The sequence below is a fragment of the Mesorhizobium metallidurans STM 2683 genome (assembly GCF_000350085.1).
Classification (GTDB): Bacteria; Pseudomonadota; Alphaproteobacteria; order Rhizobiales; family Rhizobiaceae; genus Mesorhizobium; species Mesorhizobium metallidurans.
In genome coordinates, this window is sequence record NZ_CAUM01000134.1 from 148,587 (window position 1) to 168,620 (window position 20,034).

General features: G+C 63.4%; 17 protein-coding genes and 1 pseudogene. 3 read left to right on the plus strand and 15 right to left on the minus strand.

Going from position 1 to position 20,034, the window contains the following annotated elements; genetic code table 11:
• Window positions 1-277: 277 nt before the first annotated feature.
• A complete protein-coding gene (locus MESS2_RS22595; RefSeq protein WP_008876791.1) occupies window positions 278-1,711 on the minus strand; it encodes a DHA2 family efflux MFS transporter permease subunit in 1,434 nt (477 codons plus the stop codon).
• Between the two features lie 180 nt (window positions 1,712-1,891).
• Between MESS2_RS22595 and MESS2_RS22600 the strand changes: the two genes are divergently transcribed.
• The gene (locus MESS2_RS22600; RefSeq protein ID WP_008876792.1) at window positions 1,892-2,893 is read left to right on the plus strand and encodes an ornithine cyclodeaminase family protein; all 1,002 of its coding nucleotides are present in this window, start codon (window positions 1,892-1,894) and stop codon (window positions 2,891-2,893) included.
• Window positions 2,890-4,370, plus strand: a pseudogene (locus tag MESS2_RS22605) (HAL/PAL/TAL family ammonia-lyase). Before MESS2_RS22600 ends, MESS2_RS22605 begins: the two are co-directional and overlap by 4 nt.
• 37 nt (window positions 4,371-4,407) lie before the next feature.
• On the opposite strand, the gene MESS2_RS22610 reads toward MESS2_RS22605, so the two are convergent.
• From MESS2_RS22610 to MESS2_RS22675, 14 genes are all read right to left on the minus strand, one after another.
• Window positions 4,408-5,208, minus strand: a complete 801-nt coding sequence (locus MESS2_RS22610) for a 3-methyl-2-oxobutanoate hydroxymethyltransferase (protein WP_008876795.1) — start codon at window positions 5,206-5,208, stop codon at window positions 4,408-4,410.
• Window positions 5,209-5,242: 34 nt separating this feature from the next.
• On the minus strand, window positions 5,243-5,557 hold the full coding sequence (locus MESS2_RS22615; protein ID WP_008876796.1) for a MocE family 2Fe-2S type ferredoxin: 315 nt from the start codon (window positions 5,555-5,557) through the stop codon (window positions 5,243-5,245).
• Window positions 5,558-5,589: 32 nt separating this feature from the next.
• The gene (locus MESS2_RS22620) at window positions 5,590-6,678 is read right to left on the minus strand and encodes a fatty acid desaturase family protein (RefSeq protein WP_008876797.1); all 1,089 of its coding nucleotides are present in this window, start codon (window positions 6,676-6,678) and stop codon (window positions 5,590-5,592) included.
• A gap of 84 nt (window positions 6,679-6,762) precedes the next feature.
• Window positions 6,763-7,944 carry an aldose 1-epimerase family protein gene (locus MESS2_RS22625; RefSeq protein WP_008876798.1) on the minus strand — a complete coding sequence of 394 codons (1,182 nt, stop codon included), beginning with the start codon at window positions 7,942-7,944 and terminating at the stop codon, window positions 6,763-6,765.
• Between the two features lie 27 nt (window positions 7,945-7,971).
• A complete protein-coding gene (locus MESS2_RS22630) occupies window positions 7,972-8,754 on the minus strand; it encodes an ATP-binding cassette domain-containing protein (protein ID WP_008876799.1) in 783 nt (260 codons plus the stop codon).
• Between the two features lie 2 nt (window positions 8,755-8,756).
• On the minus strand, window positions 8,757-9,761 hold the full coding sequence (locus MESS2_RS22635) for an ABC transporter permease (protein WP_244440049.1): 1,005 nt from the start codon (window positions 9,759-9,761) through the stop codon (window positions 8,757-8,759).
• A 61-nt stretch (window positions 9,762-9,822) separates the two neighbouring features.
• The gene (locus tag MESS2_RS22640) at window positions 9,823-10,764 is read right to left on the minus strand and encodes a sugar ABC transporter substrate-binding protein (RefSeq protein WP_008876801.1); all 942 of its coding nucleotides are present in this window, start codon (window positions 10,762-10,764) and stop codon (window positions 9,823-9,825) included.
• Between the two features lie 69 nt (window positions 10,765-10,833).
• Complete coding sequence (locus MESS2_RS22645; protein WP_008876802.1) at window positions 10,834-11,748, minus strand: sugar phosphate isomerase/epimerase family protein; 915 nt, start codon at window positions 11,746-11,748, stop codon at window positions 10,834-10,836.
• Between the two features lie 42 nt (window positions 11,749-11,790).
• Window positions 11,791-12,879, minus strand: a complete 1,089-nt coding sequence (locus MESS2_RS22650; protein WP_008876803.1) for a Gfo/Idh/MocA family protein — start codon at window positions 12,877-12,879, stop codon at window positions 11,791-11,793.
• Between the two features lie 35 nt (window positions 12,880-12,914).
• Window positions 12,915-13,991 (minus strand): ABC transporter ATP-binding protein, encoded by a 1,077-nt coding sequence (locus MESS2_RS22655; RefSeq protein WP_008876804.1) that lies wholly within the window; start codon window positions 13,989-13,991, stop codon window positions 12,915-12,917.
• 3 nt (window positions 13,992-13,994) lie between these two features.
• Window positions 13,995-15,086: an ABC transporter ATP-binding protein gene (locus MESS2_RS22660; protein WP_008876805.1), complete on the minus strand. Its 1,092-nt coding sequence runs from the start codon at window positions 15,084-15,086 to the stop codon at window positions 13,995-13,997.
• Window positions 15,083-16,042 carry a carbohydrate ABC transporter permease gene (locus MESS2_RS22665; protein WP_008876806.1) on the minus strand — a complete coding sequence of 320 codons (960 nt, stop codon included), beginning with the start codon at window positions 16,040-16,042 and terminating at the stop codon, window positions 15,083-15,085. Before MESS2_RS22665 ends, MESS2_RS22660 begins: the two co-directional genes overlap by 4 nt.
• The gene (locus tag MESS2_RS22670) at window positions 16,039-16,899 is read right to left on the minus strand and encodes a carbohydrate ABC transporter permease (RefSeq protein ID WP_008876807.1); all 861 of its coding nucleotides are present in this window, start codon (window positions 16,897-16,899) and stop codon (window positions 16,039-16,041) included. Before MESS2_RS22670 ends, MESS2_RS22665 begins: the two co-directional genes overlap by 4 nt.
• A gap of 79 nt (window positions 16,900-16,978) precedes the next feature.
• Entirely contained in the window at window positions 16,979-18,592 is a 1,614-nt protein-coding gene (locus MESS2_RS22675) for an extracellular solute-binding protein (protein WP_008876808.1), read from the minus strand.
• A 355-nt stretch (window positions 18,593-18,947) separates the two neighbouring features.
• Here MESS2_RS22675 and MESS2_RS22680 point away from each other — a divergent pair, with 355 nt between their 5' ends.
• Window positions 18,948-19,979 carry a LacI family DNA-binding transcriptional regulator gene (locus MESS2_RS22680; RefSeq protein ID WP_008876809.1) on the plus strand — a complete coding sequence of 344 codons (1,032 nt, stop codon included), beginning with the start codon at window positions 18,948-18,950 and terminating at the stop codon, window positions 19,977-19,979.
• Window positions 19,980-20,034: the final 55 nt, after the last annotated feature.

Here is a 20,034-nt window from a genome sequence, read left to right on the forward strand (position 1 = left end):
TCTCGCCCAAGATGGCTACGCCCTGCTCCCTCTGCGGCCATCCGAAACGAAAGCTAATCGGCTCAAGACCAATTCGTCAAATGAATCCGCGTTCAGAATCCCGGCTGGCGATGATATTCGGCGAGTGGACATACCGATTGCCGAAGCTGGTGCAATACACAGAAACTGCTGCACTTTTGGCAGTTCGTTGCGCTGGCGGAGCCATCGGCGAAACATCGGCTCCAAGACGAAAGGAGCAGGCGGAATTTATCTCTGCAAATGGCGAAAAATCGCGATATCAATTCCGCGGGGAATGACCCGAAACCTCGGCGCCCGCAGTCGCCGGCAATGCCAGGAAACGCAAGGCCGCCACCAGCCCGACGGCGCCGATCGCCAGGAAGGCGATGCGGAAATCGACGAGGCCGAGCGCCGGCCCGCCCCTGGCGATCTGCGACAGGTTGAGCAGCGCCGCCGCCACCGCCACGCCGAACAGCATCGCCACCTGCTGCAGCATGCTGGACAAGGTCGCGGCCGAACTGCGCTGCGCTGCGGACACGTCGGCGAAGGCCAGCGTGTTGAGCGCGGTGAACTGCATCGAGCGCGACAGCCCGGCAATCAGCATCAGCGCCACCACCAGCGCTTGCGGCGTCTGCGGCGAGATCGCCGCGCAGGCCATGATCGACAGCGACGCGATCACCCCGTTGACGATCAGCACCGGACGGAAGCCGAAGCGTCTAAGCGTCGGCGTCGTCACCGCCTTCATGCCGAGATTGCCAAGGAAATAGGCCAGGATCATCATGCCGGCATCGACCGGGCTCAGCCCGAAGCCGACCTGGAACAGCAGCGGCAACAGAAACGGCGTGGCGTTGATGGCGACCCGGAAAATCGTGCCGGCTGTCAGCGTCGATATAGCGAAAGTCTGCACCTTGAACGCTGTGAGGTCGAGCAGCGGATTTTTTGCACGCGCGAGATGCCGCACGGCCAGCCAGCCAACGAGCATGCCTGCGGCAAGCAGCGCCACGGTCGGCAAGGCACCGTCCTCCGGATGTGCGATGCGTTCGAGGCCGTAAAGCAGGCAAGCAAGCCCAACCGAGGTCAAGAAGAAGCCCGGCCAGTCGAGCGGCCTGGTTTCGGTATCACGGTCGCCGGGAATGAAGCGGGCGACCAGCGCCAGCCCGGCTACGCCAAGCGGGATGTTGATGAAGAAATTCCAGTGCCAGGACAGATAGGTGGTGATGAAGCCGCCAAGCACTGGCCCGATCACTGGCGCAAACAGCGCCGGCCATGTGATCAGCGCCGTGGCGTTGAGCAGCTCGGACTTCGGTGCGTTGCGCAGCACCAGGATACGGCCGACCGGCGTCATCAGCGCGCTGCCCAAGCCTTGCACAGCACGCGCGACGACGAACTGGGTCAGATCCTGCGAGACGCCGCAGGCGATCGAGGCCAGGGTGAACAGGGCGATGGCAATGAGGAAGACGTTGCGCGCGCCAAAACGGTCGGCGAGCCAGCCGGACAGCGGCACGAACACCGCCATGGTCAGCATATAGACGGTGATGCCGATGCTCATCGCCACTGCCGGCACACCGAAGGAGTGGCCCATCTGCGGCAGCGATGTCGAGATGATCGTCGAATCCAGGAGCTGCATGAAGAACGCAACCGCGACGATCAGCGCCACGCGGCGCGCCTGTGTCGCGCTTTCAGGCAAGGCTTCGTTCTCGGGAATGGCGGTCATGAACGGAACTGTACGAAATCTTCCCGCGCCACTGGGAACCAACAAATTGTCCGGCAAAACGATAATGCAACGGTTTGAACAGCATTTGGGCGGCGCCGTCCAGAGATGGACCAACAAACTTTCGTGTCGCGTCGCGGCCTGTTATGGGATGGCCGGGGCCTCCTTGGAAACCGCGCACGCATGAAGCCAATCTACATCGACTATCTCAACGCCCTCGACATCGAAGCCCTCGCAATGACCGATGCCGAGATCATCGATGCGGTCGAGGCCGGCCTGGTGGCGCAGGGCAACGGCCAGACGGTGATCGAACCGCGCGTCCATCTTGAGCCGGACCCGTCCTTCCACGGCCATTTCAACGTTCTGCGCGGCTACGTTGCGCCGCTCGATGCGGCCGGCGTCAAGATCGTTGGCGACTATGTCGACAACTATTTGCACGGCCTGCCTTCGGAATTCGGCATCCTCAACCTGTTCGATCCGCGCACCGGCACGCCACGCGCCGTACTCGACGCCACCGTCATCACCGACATGCGCACCGGCGCCGTCACCGCCATCGGCGCGAAACATCTGGCGAAAAAGACCTCGAAGGTGCTGGGCCATATCGGCGCGCGCGGCACCGCCTACTGGAACGTGCGCCTGCTTGACCATCTCTTCGACTTCGACGAGATCCGCGTCCATTCGCGCCGGCCGGAAAGCCGCGACGGCTTTGCCGCGAAGCTTGCCGCCGACCTTGGCAAGAAGGTCACGGCGGTTGCCGACTGGAAAAGCTGCGTCGAGGGCGCCGACATCGTCGTCGAGGCCTCGCGACTGCCAGAGCCGCAGCCGCTGCTTAAGACCGAATGGATCAAGCCCGGCGCGCTGGTGGTGCCCTATGGCACGATGAGCGCGGTGGAGCTGTCGCTGACCGACATCATGCAGAAGATCGTCGTCGACGACTGGGGCCAGTGCAAGGGCGGCAAGTTCGGCTCGCTGCGCGCCCATGTCGAGACCGGACGGCTGAGCGAACAGACGCTGCACGCCGAGCTTGGCCAGATCGCCGCCGGCCTCAAGACCGGGCGCCAAAGCGACGACGAGACCATCCTGTTCTGGCATCGCGGCCTGTCGCTGTCCGATATCGCGCTGGGCAAGGCGATGCTGGCTAAGGCGCAGACGCAAGGCATCGGCCAGAGGCTGCGCTTCGCATGAGCGCGCTCGTCCTGGCGGGCGCCGGTGTCAGCATCGAGGATGTCGCGTCGGTTGCCCGCGACGCCCGGAAGGTGGATGTCGCACCCGATGTCATGGAGCGGCTCGACAGAGCGCGAAAAACCCTCGACCAGGCTGCCGCATCCGGGCAGCAAATCTACGGCCTCAACACCGGGCTCGGCGCCAATCTTGGCACCACGGTGGAGGACGACGCCAGCGCCTTCCAGCGCCAGCTCCTGGAGGGGCGCAGCGGCGCGGTCGGCGAAACGCTGCCGGTTGAGACTGTGCGGTCAACGATGTTTGCTCGGGCAGCGATGCTGTCGGCCGGCGGCTCAGGCCTGTCGCCTGCCATTTATGTCGCGCTGGTCCAGGCGCTCAATGCCGGCGTCCATCCGGTGATGCCGTCGCTCGGCTCGATCGGCGCCGGCGATCTGGTGCTGATGACAGCTCTTGCCCGCTTGCTGATCGGCGAAGGCGAAGCCGAATACCAGGGCCGGCGCATGCCTGCCGCCAAGCGCTGATGATGGCGCGGCTGGTGCCCGTAAGCCTCGCGCCCAAGGACGGGCTGTCGCTGATCAACGCCTCGGCTGTCTCCACCGGCAGCGGCGCGCTGGCAGTGGCCGACGTACTATCCGCCCTCGCGCAGCAACAGCAGGCCGGCGCGCTGACCATGGAAGCCCTCCGCGCCAACCGAACGATCCTCGATCCGCGCCTGCAGGCGGCAAGACCTGCCGCCGGCCACCAACAAGCCGCGAAAGGCTTGCGCGATCTTCTGGCCAGCGACGAAAAGCAGACGCCGACGACCTTGCAGGACCCGCTATCGATTCGCTGTATGCCGTCGATCCACGGCGCGCTGATCGAGGCGATCGGTCAGGCAAAGTGTGCCGTCGAGATCGAGCTCAACGCCGCCGCCGACAATCCGCTGGTGCTGGGCGACGACGGCATGGTGTTGTCGACCGGCAATTTCCACACCGCGTCGCTGGCGCTCGCCTTCGAGACGCTCGGCCTCGCCATCGCACAATGTGCGGCGGCCTCGGCCGCCCGTTTCATCCAGCTCACCGGATCAACCCGCAACGGCCTGCCCAAATATCTGTCGCCGGTCGGCGGCGCCTCGGCCGGCTTCGTGCCCTTGCAAAAGACGGTGGCGGCGATCCTCGCCAGCATCCGCCACAAGGCCAATCCGGTGATGCTCGACTTCCTGCCCGTCTCGGAAGGCGTCGAGGATCATGCCACGCAGACGCCGCTGGCCGTCTCGAAATGCGCCGAGATGATCGTGCTGTGGCGGCGGCTGATCGCGTTCGAGCTGATGGCGGCCGCGCAGGCGGTCGACCTGCGCGAAGGCCTGACGCTGGCGCCAGCGACAGGTGTGATCCATGCAGCTGTGCGCGCGCACGTATCAAGCCTTAGGGAAGACAGACCGCTCGGAGCGGATGCCGAACCGCTTTACGCCGCGCTCGCCAGCGGCGCCTGGCGGGCGTAGCAGCGGCCGACGAGGCAAAACCAACGCTGCGGCGCGCTCAGGCCGCGCCGACCTTCTTCATGAACAGGCTGAGTTCGTTGGGGTCCATGTGCACGATGTGCCTGTCTTCCGGGTAGGCGCCGCTGTTGACGTCGGCGACGTATTCCGAGAAGGCGGCGACGCGTTCCGCCTGCAGGCGGTCATATTCGGCGGCGAAATTGCGATAGACCTTCGAATGGCGGGGCATGTGGTCGCGGTTCTGGCCGAGTATGTCGTCGGCGAACAGATACTGCGCGTCGCAGCCGGTGCCCGCCCCCATCGACAGCATGATCAGCGAGGTGCGTTCCGAGATTGCCTTTGCCACCTCGACCGGCACCACTTCGATCTCGGCGCCGACAGCCCCGGCGGCCTCCAGCTGCTTGACCGCCTCGAAGACCTGCATGGCGGTGTCGGCGGTCTTGCCGACGGCCTTGAAGCCGCCGGTCCAGGTGGCGCGCGACGGGATCAGGCCGACATGGCCGATCACCGGAATGGCATCGTCCGCCATCCGCTTGATCGTGGCGTAGCCGGCGCTGCAATAGACGGCATCGGCGCCGGCCTTGTAGAGCCGGAACGCCCAGCGCACGAAATCGTCGGCGGTGCCGATCTCGTAGAAATTGTCGCCCGGCATGGTGAACAGGCTGGGTGCGGCATCGCGGTATTGTGGGTTGAGCACCAACTCCGGCGGCACCGAGACGATATCGACGCCGGCCCGCTCGGCCGCCTCGGCCTCGTCCATCGTCAGCACGCGCAGCATCGTCAATTGCCGCTTGCCCTTCATGGCGCGCAGGTCAGCGATAGTGGGTCTTTTCCGGCTCATCGATTTTATCCCCTTGTGATTGCTGTGCAGTGGCTCAGCCGATCTGGATCAGCACCTTACCGGCCTCGACCTTCACCGGGTAAGTCACGAGATTGACGCAGACGGGAGCCCCCTTGGCCTGGCCGGTCTTGTAGTTGAAGCGGCCATTGTGCTTCGGGCATTCGATGATGTCGTCCATGACCAGCCCGTCGGCCAGATGCGCCTTCTCATGGGTGCAAAACCCGTCCGTGGCGAAGAACTCGTCATCCGGCGAACGATAGACCGCGAAGGTGCGGCCGCCGTGGTCGAAGCGGATGACGTCCTCTTCCTCGATATCGTCCACAGCGCAAGCCTCCACCCAATCGGCCATCTCTATCTCCTGAAATCCCTGGTCCGCGCAACTTATTCCGCGGCCGCCGACATGTTCACCTCGTGGAACTCGCCACGATAGGGCCGCGCCGTCGGCGGCAGCTCGCGCTTGAGGAAATAGTCCTCATATCTGAGCTGCTTCAGCAAGACCGGCCAGACCTCGCGATAGGCATGCCAGATCGAAGGGTTCGGCAGGGGCAGATCGTGCTTGATCAGCTCATGCAGCCTGGGCAGCGCGTGATAGGGCACCATCGGGAACATGTGATGCTCAACGTGATAGTTCATGTTCCAGTAGATGAACCGGCTGATTGGATTCATGTATACGGTGCGGGTGTTGAGTCGGTGGTCGACGACATTGTCGGCGAGACCAATGTGCTGCAGCAAACCGGTCATCACCATGTGCCAGCTGCCGTAGAGGCGCGGCAGACCGATCAGCACAAGCGGCAGGAACGACCATGTATAGAGGGCGAGTGCTATCGTCGCGACGTAGATGGCGACATGCCAGCGCGCGGCGGTGACGACCTTCGGCAGTTCCATCTCCGGAATGAAGCTCCTCTCGTCGGGCGAGATCTTGCCGAACGCGTTGCGCACCAATGTCGGCAGCGAATAGCGGAAATCGAGGATGCCGGTGAAGGCAAGTGCTGCGCGCAACAGGTCCGGCGGCCGCATCACCGCGATCTCGGCATCGCGCCCGACGATGATCGTGTCTGTGTGGTGGCGGGCGTGGCTCCAGCGCCATGTCACCGGGTTCCGCATCAGCATGAAGCTGGCGATCTGGTAGACCACATCGTTCATCCAGCGCGTACGGAAGGCCGTGCCATGGCCGCATTCGTGCCAGCGCGAGTCGCTGGAGGAACCGTAAAGCACGCCGTAGACGAAGAAGAACGGCACGCACCACCAGTTGCCCCAGAACCAGATGCCGCCGGCGGCCGAGCCCAGGATGGCGACAATCCAGATGATCGTATCGCGGATCGCCGGACCGTCCGATCGCTGCATCAATTCCTTCATCGCCTTGCGGGAGACGTCGGTGTGATACCATTCGGCCGAGGCCAACCCGGTTTCGATTGCCCTGCGCGTGCTTTCGCCGACCAGGCTGTAGTCGCGCTTCATCCTGTCAGCCATTGTGGCCTCCAAATCCTGATGGCCGCGAGCCCTCCCCGCTCCGGCCAACCTCGAAACTGGTGTTTTGCATCGCCCTCGTCACCATCATGACCTGCCTGCGAGAACCGGAAATTTGCCTGACGGCTGCGGATAGTCCTGCTGCGGCTGCCTGGCAATGCCGGCGATCCGGCGCTCCGCCGCGGCAATCTCGTCGGCGCCATCGAGAACGCGGAACACCGCATCGTAGGAGCGGCTCTCGCCGTGCTCCAGCCAGATCATCTCGCCGCGTTCGCGGGCGGCCAGATTGCCAAGCACATGATGCGTCGAGGGCTCTATGCCAAGCGCATACTGCCCCGCTTGGAAATTCTGCCATTCATAGGCACAAGGCAACTGGTCCTTGCGGGTGACGACTTCAAGGCCGAGGCCGAGGCGGTCGTTCACCACCGCCACCGGCACCTCACCCTTGGCGTCGGCGCCGAGCTCATGCTGCCAGACCTGCTCCTGGAAACCCAGTTGCGGCGCCGGCATTGTGCGGTAGCCGACCTTCTGCGCCTCGTAGCGCTCACCGGCGTGTCCTGCCCACACAACATCCCGGATCGGCGCCAGATAGCGTGAACCCTCGTCGAGCACGGGATGGCTGACATTGATGTGGTAGAAATACATATGCGGCGTGCGGTTGAAGCCGTGATTGACGACACGGTCCGACAGCCGGATCTCATTGCCGCCGACATCCGCCTCGATCCGGCGCAGCAGGTGCAAATCCTCGCCGAACACCGTCGACTGCTGGACGACGGCTTCGGCCCACAGTACGCAGCGGTCGCCGTCCCAGGCCTCGCCATAGCCGGTCAGCCGCGCCGGAATGGTGCTGATGCGGCCATGCAGCGAATGGCGCACCGTCTTCTTCGGCGGATAGTTGTAGCTGTCGGCAGGCACCTCGTTCATGAACAGGATGTGGTCGAGGCCGCAAGTGAGCAGCAGGCCGGAAAACGACCGCGCCCAGGCCAGGCCCTCCTCGCCCTCATACTCGTGCAGGCCGGGATGGCGAAAGCCGCTCGGCGAATGCCAGCCGATCGCCTGGCCCCTGAAGTCGCAATCGGCGATGTCGAGCGCCCGGTCGACGAGTGCCGTGAAGCGCAATCCCGAGCCGGTGCGAAATTCGAGCATGCGGATGCCGCGCTCGACGCCGTCGCCAAGCGTCATCAGCCGCACGCCGGCGAATTGCGACAGCATGCCGGACCGCTCCGAAACCTGCCGGCGCGACAGCGTCTTGCCGTAAAGCTCTACCATGCGACGGCCATCACTTAGTTCCCGCCTTCATTTTGCCCGAGCCTCTCGCAGCAGGGCCGACATGTCGGCGCCGGTGATGATGCTTTCCACGGTCAAGAGGTCGGTGTCGGCGACGGTCTGCTCGGCGACGATCTCGCCGCGCCGCATCACGATGATGCGGTCGGCGACCTGGAAGACATGGTGAATATTGTGGGTGATCAGCAGCACCGAATGGCCGGCATCGCGCACCTCCTTGACGAAGCGCAGCACGCCATGCGTTTCCTCGACGCCGAGATTGTTGGTCGGCTCGTCGAGGATGATCACCTTGGCGGCGAACTGCATTGCCCGCGAAATGGCGATCGACTGGCGCTCGCCGCCCGAAAGCGTGCTGACCAGCGCATCGGCATCGAGTTTTTTCGAAATGCCGACGCGCTTCAGAAGCGCCGATGCGGCATCGCGCAGCTTGGCGAGGTCGAGCGGCGCGAACACGCCCAGCCATTTCAGATTGACCGGCTCGCGGCCGAGAAACAGATTGCGCGCGATGCTGAGATCCGGCGCCAGCGAAGTGTCCTGGTGGATGGTCTCGATGCCGAGGTCCATCGCGTCGCGCGTCGAACGGATCGACACCTTCTGTCCCCGCACATAGATCTCGCCTCTGTCGACGGGAAACACACCGGAGATCGCCTTGATCAGCGTGGATTTGCCGGCGCCATTGTCGCCGAGCAAGGCCACCACCTCGCCTTCGCCAAGCGTGAAGGACGCGTTCTTCAGCGCACGCACGCTGCCAAAGGACTTTTGCAGATTTTGCAGCCTGAGCACTTCCTGCGCCATCTTCAACCTCTTGCGGCGTTTTTCTGCAGCAAAGCGTGCAGGATGAGCATGGCGAGGATGATGACGCCGACGAAGATGTTATAGGCAAGCCCGGGCACGCCGATCAGCACGATGCCGTTGCGGATGGCGCGCAGCATCAGCGCGCCGACGATGGTGCCCAGGATGGTGCCTCGCCCGCCGGTCAGCGCCGTGCCGCCGACCACCACCATGGCGATCACTTCGAGCTCGTAGCCGGTGCCGGCCACCGGCGAGGCAGCCGAGATGCGGAAGGCGCTGATCATGCCGGCCAGACCCGCCAGCACCGAGGTCAGGATGAACAGCCAGATCTTGACCGCATCGGCAGGCACGCCGCGCGCCACCGCCGCGTTGCGATTGGAGCCGATGGCGCTGATCCAGTTGCCGAGCTTGGCGTAGCGCAGGATGTAGATGGCCAGCAGCGACAGGCCGACGAACCACCACAGCGAGGTGTAGAAGCGGAACGAACCGATGTTGAAACTGCCGGCGAGCAGCGTCACGAAGAAGCCGGGCTGGTCCCAGGATTTCAGCGGAAACCCTTGAGTGATGTAGAGCGCGGCGCCTCGCACGACGAGCAGCATCGACAGCGTGACGAGGAAGGAAGAAATACCGATCTTGGTGACGATCAGCCCGTTGATGGCCCCTATCGCCACGCACAGGATGAGCCCGGCGAGCAGCGCCACGCCGATGCTGGCCTCGCCATTCTGCACCAGCAGCATGACCACAACCGGCGCCAGGCCGAAAACGGCGCCGACCGACAGATCGAATTCGCCCGCCGTGAGAAGCAGCGTCATCCCGAGCGCGATGATGCCGAGTTCCGGCAGGAACGCCATCATGTTGGAGATGTTGAGCGGCGACAGGAAATTGGCGTCGGCGACGGCGAACACCGTCAGCAGCACGATGAGGATGATGAGCGAGGAGAATTGCGGCGAGCGGATCAGGCTCGACCCGCGCTTGGCTCCGGGCATTTCCTCTTCAGCGGCAATTGTCATGACTGCTTGAACCATACTTCAGAGTGACACCCGCCGCCTGCGCGGCGGGCGTCAGCTTCAATCACTTGTTGTAGAGTTTCAGGATCGGTTCGACGCTTGTCGCGTCGTAGAGGCTGAACGTCTGTATGTCGTAACCGATCGGTTCACCCGATGCGGCGAGCCCGAGCAGCGCCACCGGCATGAAGCCTTGCGCCGACGGGAACTGCCAGGCGGCCGCGTTGACGAAGCCGGCCTTGACGGCTTCCGCGGTTTCCTTGGAGTTGCCCCAGCCGACCACGGGGATCTTGCCGGCAGGCACGCCGGCGCCGTCGAACACGCGCTTGACGCTGGCCGCCACGGAATCGCCTAGCGCAATGATCGCCGGCGGATTGTTGGCCACTATATAGTCGGTCATCTTGGCGATGATGCCGGCCGGATCGGTGCCGCAATCGACGACGTCGTATTTGATGCCGAGCGGATCGAACACGCTGGCGATGCCTTCGGTCTCGAGCTGCTGATAGCTGGCTCCCGGCACTTCGACCGGCAGGAACACCTTGTCGCCCTGCTTCACCATCTTGTGGTCGACCAGATATTTGGCCCAGATAACGCCGGCCTCCTTGAGGTCAGCGCCGACATAGGCCTGCCGCCCGGTCGCCGGATCGTCGGTGTTGAAGAACACGATCGGGATGCCGGCAGCCTTGGCCGCCTTGACTTCTTCCGTCCACAGGCCGGGCTGCGCCGAAGTGGTGGCGATGCCATCGGGCTTGGCCGCAAGAGCCGAATTGAAGGCCTCCTTCTGCGCCGCCATGTCGCCACCACTGAAGGAGATCTTGCAGGTCACCTTGAGCTGGTCGCAGGCCTTGGTCGCACCGGCATTCCAGTCCAGCCAGAACGCATCCGACGGGCCGCCATGCGACAGCAGATAGAATGTCTTCTGGCCGTCCTGTGCGAATGCCGGCGAACCCAACCCTATGCCTGCAAACAAAGTCGCGGCAGCCGCCAGTTTCAATCCGACTTTCAACATTTCGTTTCCTCCATTGTTGTGTACTTCGGGCCAAAAGCGTCGCCGCAAAGCGGCGACGCAGAACTCCTGTCAAAGGCCGTTGGCGCGGAACTTGCCGTCGAGGAATTTCTTGGCGCGCGGCACGTCGTCTTCCGAAAGATGCTCGATGATGACCGGGATGTTCGGGTGCTTCTCGGCGAGCCGCTGGAGATAGAGGTCGTAATTCAGCGAACCAAGACCGGGCGCCGGCAACTCAATCTCGCCGACGCCACGGAAAGTATGGCTCTCCAGCGCGTCCTCGTCGCCAATGTCGGCATGCTTTTCCGACTTGTCGCCACCCGAACGCTTGACGTCCTTGGCGTGGGCGATCTTGATCTTGTCGGTCAGCGTGTCGAACACCTGGTTCAGGATCTGGTCCATCCTGTCGATGTTGTGTGTCTCGAAATAGTTGGTCGGGTCCATCAACAGACCGAGACCGGGATGGTCGACCTGTGCGAACATCTTCACCGTCTCCTCGACCGAGCCGACGACATTGTTGACATAGGTTTCGAGCAGGAACACCGCGCCGTGGTCATAGGCCGTCTGCGCAAGGTCGGCGATCACCTTGCGGCATTCCTCGAAGCCTTCCTCGGTCTTGTTCTTGGGGTGGTGCACCCAGTCGGATTCGGTGTTGTAGGTGCCGGTTTCCGAGATCACGTAAGGCGAGCCGAAATGACGGGCGTTGCGGATGATCTCCTTGAGATAGCCGACGCGCTTCTCGCGCTCTGCCTTGTCGGGGTGGATGATGTTGGTGTAGCCCGACACGCAGCACACCGGCAGATTGTGGTCGCGGAAGACGTCGCGAACTTGTCTCGCCTTGTCCTTGGTGATCTGCCCAGCGGACAGGTCAACGTCCTTGAAGTGTAAATCGAGCTGCACCGTGTTGAAATCGAGCGCGCGGATCTTTTCCGCGGTTTCCTTGAGGCCGTACGGGAAATAGCCCGTGAAGATACCTGCCTGCATCATGATGTGAATTCCTCCCTGTAAGCGATTCGAGTTGCTGGTGATTCAGGTGATCGAGATTTCGGAAAGCCTGACCGTGCGGCCCTTCTCTATCGAACGGTAGCCCGCTTCGATCAGCGCCATGGTCTTGACATTGTCGGCGACGGAGAGCGCCGGCGGCTCACCCGTCTTCACCGCGTGCTGGAGTTGTTCCATGACGCCGATAAAGGCATGCGGGAACCACATCGTGTCCCAGCTCGGCGTCACCCATTTCCCGTCCGTTGTCTCGGTCGAGGCATAGGTCAGCGTCGAAGCGGAGCCTGTCGGCCAGCCGATCGTGCCCTTGGCGACTCCCTTCGTGCCATCAACACGCCAGTTGATGTGCTGGTCGTCCTTGTAGCCGTCCCGGCGCGGACCCGACCAGACATCCTCCAGCGACACGGCAAGCACGCCTGACGGGAACCGCATCGTCGACACGGTGATGCCGTCGGAGTGGTCGAACTTCGTACGCGGATCCTTGCGGGTCAGCGTGGTGATTTCGTCCGGATCGCCAAACAGGAAGCGCAGCACGTCAAGATGGTGCACGCTCATATTGGCCAGCGTCAGCCGGTCGTAGTCCTCGAGGAAGGTCTGCCAATGCGGGATCGCATGCATGTCGATCTGCGCGAAGACGATGTCACCCAGCGCACCGCTGTCCATGATCTGTTTCAGCACGCGCATCGACTGGTCGTAGCGCATGTTCTGGTTGACCGAGAGGATCTTGCCGGCCTTGGCCGCCTCGTCGCGCAGCTCGATCGCGTCCTTGAGCGACAGCGCCAGCGGCTTCTGCGCCAGGATCGCCTTGATGTGCTTCTGCTTCAGCGCATGGCGGATCAGCGCCGGTTGCTGGTCCGGCGGGAAGGCCAGGTCGATGATCTCGACATTTTTGTCCTCGATCAATTGCTCGGGCGTGTCATGGACGGTCGGGATGCCCCAGCGCTTCGCCACCTTTTCGGCGCTGGCCTTGGTGCGCGAGGCGATTGCCACCACCGGAAAGCCAGCCTCCTTGTAGGCAGCCAGATGACACTCAGCCATGATCATGCCGGCGCCGACGCAGCCGATCCTGTACTCCTTCGTGCGGACCTTCACGTCCGGCTCGAAACCTTTGCTCACCATGTGTTCCTCCCGAAGCTCGTTCCTTGCGGCCGCCGTCATCGTGCCAGCGCTCCCCCGCCTTGGCCGAAATAATGCACTCTGGCCGGCTCGCAGGATATCGCCACCATCGCGTCCGGTCTGATGTCAGGCTGGCCACGCAGCAGCGCCCTCAGGCGTGCCTGCCCGGCGGCGAGCGTCACCACGGTGTAGCCGCCAAGCGGCTCGACCTCGAACACCCGCGCCGGGCGGCCCGCACCCGCAACCGCGCGTCCATCGTCCGACCAGGGTCGGACCTTGATGTCCTCGGGCCTCAGCCCGATCTCCACGGCATCGGCCGGAGCGGCCTTGTCGGCGATTCGGATCGTGCCGTCCGCCGCCTCGACGCCACCCTCACCTCGCACCGAAGCCAAGATATTCATCATCGGCGAACCGAGCATGCGCGCCACGTAGGTACTGGCAGGCCGGTCATAGATCTCGGCCGGCGCGCCGATCTGCCTGATCCTGCCGTTCTCCAGTATGGCGATGCGATCGGCGACCGACATCGCTTCCTCCTGGTCATGCGTGACGTAGACCAGCGTCTTGCCGAGCTCGCGCTGGATGCGCTTCAGCTCGACGCGCGTCTCCTCGCGCAGCCTGGCGTCGAGCGCCGAAATCGGATCATCCATCAGATAGGCAGCCGGGTCGCGCACCAGCGCACGCGCGATTGCCACGCGCTGTCGCTCGCCGCCCGAAAGCTGCGCCGGCGGCTTATGCAATATATGGCCGATATGCAGCTTTGCCGCGACATCGGCGACGCGCTTTTCGATCTCGGCCTCGGCGATCCTGCGTTCGACCAAGGGAAAGCGCACATTCTCCAGCGCGCTCATATGCGGGAACAGCGCCAGGTTCTGGAACACCATGGCGACGTTGCGCTCGGCCGGCGACACCGCATTGACCGGTCTGCCGCCGATCAGGATCTCGCCCGTATCAGGAACCTCCAGCCCGAGTATCAGGCGCAGCAGCGTCGACTTGCCGGACAGCGGCGGTCCGAAGAAGCAGAAGAACTCATTGTCGTTGACGGTGAACGAGGCATCGTCGACGGCGAGCGTGCTGCCATAGCGTTTCGTCACATTGCTGAAGACGATGTTGGCCATGTCTCAACCCGTTCTCAAGGCAAGGCCGGTGGCAGCGTCGAACACCCGCACGGACGCCTCGGCCGGCGCGACGATTGCTGTCTGTCCGATCGCCAGCCCGACATCATTGTCGAACACCGCCTTCACCGCGGTCTCGCCCTGGCCGAGATGGACGATGGTGCGCGCGCCGATGCGCTCGACGAAAGTCACTGGCAAGGAAAGACCCTGGCCGCGTTTGACCAGCGCCGCCTGTTCCGGACGGAAGCCGTAAAGCACATCGCCCTGCGCGCCCCGCACGGCAGCAGCGATTTCGACCGGCAGCGGCGGTGTGGCGCCAAGCGGGCCAAGGTCGACAACCAGGCCACGATCGCTTTCCGCTGGCTTGCCCTTGAGCAGGTTCATGCCCGGCGACCCGATGAAGCGCGCGACGAAGACATTGGCCGGATTGTTGTAGACCTCGAGCGGCGTGCCGACCTGCTGCAGCACACCATGGTCCATCACCGCGATGCGGTCGGCCATGGTCATGGCTTCAAGCTGGTCGTGGGTGACATAGACCATGGTCTGCTTGAACTGGCGCTGCAACTGCTTCAATTCGGTCCGCATGACGGCCCGGAAGGCCGCGTCGACATTCGATAGCGGCTCGTCCAGCAGGAAGATCGCCGGCTCCATGATCGCCGAACGGCCGATCGCCACGCGCTGCAAGATGTTGACCGACAGCCGGTCGGCCTTGCGGTCGAGCAATGGCGTCAGTTGCAGCATTTCGGCAATGGCGCCGACGCGGCGGTCGATCTCGGCTTTCGCGGCGCCTCGCATCCTCGGGCCATAGGCGAGGTTCTGGCGCACCGTCATATGGGTGAAGATCGCATAGTTCTGGAAGACGAAGCCGACGCCGCGCCGCCCCATCGGCACGCCTTCCATGTCGCGCTGGCCAAACAGGATCTTGCCACTGGTCGGCTCTTCCATGCCGGCGATCATGTTCATCGTCGTCGACTTGCCGCAGCCAGACGGCCCCAGCAGCGCCATGAACTCGCCATCGGCGATGGCCAGATCCATCGTCTTCAGCGCGGTGAAGTCGCCGAATTTCTTGACCAGGTTCTGCAGATGGATGGCGCTCATGCCAGCACCTCCCGTGCCCGGGCCATGCGCTTCATCGCAAAGACAGCGGCAATGGACAGCACGATCAATATGGCCAGCGCGATCGCCGCGACATAGCCCCAGATCAGGTCCTGCGTGGTAAGCTTATAGATGTAGACGGAGATCGTCTCGGTGGCGACGCCGGGGCCACCGCCGGTCATGATGTAGAGCGTGTCGAAGATCTTGAAATTCTCGATCACCCTTATCGCCAGCGCGATGATGATGATCGTCTTCATCTTCGGCAGCACGATGGTGACGAAGCGCTGCCAGGGATTGGCGCCGAGCAGCGTCGCTGCCTTGATCTGGTCCTCGGGCACGCCGACCAGGCCGGCAAGCAGGATGAGGAACATCAATGGCGTCCATTGCCAGATGTCGGCGACCATCACCGCGATCAGCGCCAGCGTCGGGTCGGACAGCCAGGCGATGGTGACCGGCATGCCCGATATCGCCGACAAAAGGTCGTTCACCGGACCGCCCGACTGGAACAGCATGAAGAACATGTAGCCGGCCACAGCCGGCACGACCATCATCGGCATAAGCAGGATCGAGTAGAAGATGCGCTTTCCCGGAAACTCGTCGGCAAACAGCGTCGCCAGCGCCAGCCCGAGCAGGAACTCGACGGGCACGCAGACAATCATGACGATGGCCGTGCGCTTCAGCGCGCTCCAGAAGCGCGCATCGACGGCAAGGTCGGTGTAATTGGCGAAATTGTTCCACATCGACCAGGCATTCCACCAGCCGGTGCCCGAAAGCGGCGACCAGTCGGTCAGGCTGATGTAGAGCTGCATTAGCAGCGGGAAGACGGCGATGAACAGCACCAGTATCTGCGCCGGCAGCGTCAGCCGGAAGCCGAGCTTTGCGCCTTCGTCCCGCAAGGCCGGCTTTGCCTGGACGGTCTTCATCACGTCCTCCGAAATCGTCGCGGTCACCGCGCTCATTGCTTGAGCGCCCCGAAAGTCAGACCGCGCACCAGATGGCGCTGGATGGCGATGCCCATGATGACCGGCGGCACCGCGGCGATGAGGCCCAGTGCTGCCTTGGCGCCATAGAGCTGCCCGGTCATGGAGGAGGACAGCGAGGCCATGTAGACCGGGATCGTCACCCATTCGCGCGTCGTCAGCAGCAGCGCGATCAGATAGTCCGACCAGTTGAGGATGAAGACGAAAAGTGCCGCACTTGCCAGCGGTGCACGCATCATCGGCAGCGTGATGCGGGTGAAGACGCGCCATCGCGAACAGCCTTCGACCAGTGCCGCCTCCTCGATCTCGCGCGGCATGTCGTCGAAGAAGGTCTTCATCAGCCAGAAGGCGAAGGGCAGCGTGACGATGCCGTAGATCAGCGACAGCCCCCACCAGCTGTCGGTGAAATTGAGGAAGGCCCACATGATCATGACCGGGATCATCACCGCCATCGGCGGAAACAGGCGAAGCTGGATCAGCGCCAGCGGCAGGTTCTGGCCCGAGCCGAAGCGCGACAGCCCATAGGCGGCTGCCGTGCCGGCCGACATGGCGATCGCCGTTCCGAACACCGCCGACAACAGCGACGAGACGATCGGCTTCATCGCGGTGCGGTCGAGCGCGACAATGAGGTTGTTGGTCGATTCACCGAAGACGAAGCGGAAATTGCTGAGCGTCGGGTTCTTCGGCCACCAGGTCAGCTCGGCGCCGGTCGCCGACCATTCCGCGATCGGCTTGAACGCCATCGACACCATCCACAGGATCGGCACCAGCGTCACCGCCATGGCCGCGAAGATCGCGGCATAACGGAATATCTCGAAGGGAATTGAACGCTTCATCTTGCAGCTTTGCTGGTACCATCGTTGCGGAGGGGAAGAGCAATCACTCCTCCCCTCCATTGCGATCCCGGGAGGAGGATCAGCTGATCGGGTCGAGTACGGTCGGCCATGCCTCCTTGTTGGTCTTGATGGCTTCGAGGAGCTTGTCCTCGCCGGTGCGCCGGGCGATCTTCTTCCATTCCGCTTCGGTGTCGGCCATCGCCTGCTCGGCGGTCTTGGCCTTGGTCAGTGCCGCGACGAGGTTTTCGTCGAGCGCATTGTGGAAGGCGGTGGCGCCGGGATAGTTGATGGTCGGCACGGTGCGGGCGACCGTCTCGCGCACCACGTCCATGTGGTAGGCGTGGTAGGTCTGGCGGACCAGCGGGTCGGAAAAGTCCGACAGCCGGAACGGATCGAAATAGCCGCCCGGATTGGCCGTCATCCAGGCATAGATGCGGCTCGATCCCAGCCACTGCAGGAAGAGGTAGCAGGCCTCAGGATGCTTGGCCTGCGAGGACACCGAAGCCGACAGATTGAGCCACAGCACCGAGCGGCTGATCAGCTTGCCGTCGATCTCGCGGCCGGGCGGCAGCATCGAGCCGATCTTGCCGGTGACTTGGGAATCCTTATTGCCGGCATTGTCGAGGAATTTCGGCAGGTTGGAGAAGGCGCAGGTCATGGCCGCACCGCCCTTGGCGAAATTGCCATACTGCTCCGGCCAGCCCCACGAGATCGCATCCGGCGAATGATGGACCAGCGACTCGACATATTCCGTCGTGGCCGCGATGCCCTGTTCCGAATTGATCAGCGGCTTGCCGCTATCATCGAACAGGAACTGGTTGGGCGAGGCCATCGAGACGTAGCGCTGATACCAGTTGGTATAGCCCCAGCCCTGGTTGCGCAGATCGGTCGAGCCGAACAGGCCCTTGTCCGGACGCTGGAAGAAGGCCGCGATGTCGCCATGCTGCTTCCAGGTCTTCGGCGGCGCAAGCTCGTAGCCATATTTGTCCTTGAAGGCCTTCTTCTCGGCCTCGTCGCCGAACAAATCGGTGCGGTAGACCCAGGTCTGGAAATCGCCGTCCAGCGACACGCCATAGGTCGAGCCGCGATACTGGTTGAGCAGCGAGACGCCCTTGGCGCCGTTGACATAGCCGCGCTCGGGATCGTCCCATTCCGGCTTGTGCTGGGCGACGAAGTCGTCGAGCTTGAGGATGCCGCCGGTTTCGGCAAGATCGCCGAGGCGGTTCCACTCGACGGCGTAGATGTCATAGGCCCCACCCTTGGTGGAGATGTCCTGCATCGTCTTGGTGAATTCCTGGCCGTTCGGCACGCCGACGATCTCTAGCGGAATGCCGGTTTCCTTTTCCCACAGATCCTTGATCGATGGCGCGCCGGCTGGGAACGGCTGCGTCAGCTGGCCGATCGAGCCGTCGGACAGGCCGAGCACGATCTTGGCCGGCGCCTTGCCGGCTCCCTTCATCGCCTTGACCGCCTCGATAGCGCGGCCTTCCGGCGTGTCCGGGCCATACTGATAACGCTCCGAGCCGTCGAAGCCCGTCGGGCCACCGATCATGCCGGGCGCCAGCGCATCGGCGGCATAGGCGCGGCCTGGACGGATGAATTGCGGGGCAATACCTGCCGCGACCACGAACACGGCCGCCTTTCCACCGGACGCCAGCAAACGGCGCCGCGACATGCGGATCAAATTTGACATTGGAAGTCCTCCCTCAGGGCCCTGTTCCTCCACGGCCCTTATGATGGATATTGACGGCAGGATAGGAAGCCTGTCAACATCATAAATAATCAAAACACGTCACAACATCGCAAATGAGGGAGAAGATGCAGTCCACCAAGGTTGTCGCATCGCGCCCATTGCTTGAATTTGAGGGAATTCAGCACCGATCTCGCCCTTTCCCGCGCTGCCCGGCTATTTGGTTTAGCCCGGCGGCTTGCGCATCGGCCAAGGCCGGTTACATCATTTCCCATCAGAATCGCTGCCGGCGACGAGCCGTTCTCCGGGTTCGATCGAAATTTGCGCGATTTTGATGCTGGCAATGAGGTAGTCGACTGTGCGGTCCACCCTGACAGACATAGCCCGCGAAGCTGGCGTTTCCGCCGCCACGGTCGACCGTGTGCTGAACAACCGCCCCGGCGTCCGGGCGCGCACACGCGAAATCGTGCTCGAAATGGCGCAGCGGCTTGGCTACATCGCCGAGAATTCGAACAGCCCGACCCAGCGCCCCACCTTGCCCGGCGCTGTTATCCGGCTCGACTTCGCCCTGCCCGCCGGCACCAACTCCTTCATCAAGATGCTGCACCGGCATATCGAGGCGCAGGCGCAGGCGCGACCCGATCTCGATGTTCGCGTCGCCACGATCGAAGGCTTCAATCCGGACCGGCTAGCCCGGCTGCTGCACGATCTGCATGGCCAGACGCAAGGTGTCGGCGTCATCGCGCTCGACCATCCGACAGTCCGCGAGGCAATCCGCTCGCTATCGGCCAGCGGGGTCAAGGTCGTCACCATCGCCTCCGACATCCTGCATGTGCCGAGGGTCGCCTATATCGGCATCGACAATCGCGCCGCCGGCCGGCTCGCCGGCTACCTGCTCAACCGCTTCATGGGCGCCGGACGGCCGGGCAAGGTCGCGCTGTTCGCCGGCTCGCTGTCCTATCGCGGCCATGAGGAGCGCGAGATGGGCTTCCGCCATATCCTGACGGAGGAATCACCCAATCTGGAGATCGTCGAGATGCGCGAAATGCTCGACGACCGGGAGAAGGCCTATTCCGAGGCCTCCGCCTTGCTGGACCGGCATCCGGATCTGGCCGCGATCTACAATGTGGGCGCCGGCAACACCGGCATCGCCAGGGCGCTCAAGGAGCGCGGCCGCGCGCTGTCGACGGTCTTCCTCGGCCATGAGGTGACGGAAGGTACCAAGGACCTTCTGCTCGACGGCACGCTCGATGCGGTCATCGACCAGAACCCGCGCGTCGAGGCGCGCGAGGCGCTCAACATCCTGAGCCATGCGGTCAGGGGCTTGCCCTACGAATTGCACCAGCCGCGGCTGCAGGTGATCTTCAGGGAAAGCATTCCGGAGATCTGACCCAACTCTCCGGAACGAAAAAGAGCCATGCCAATGGGCACGGCCCTCGATTGCG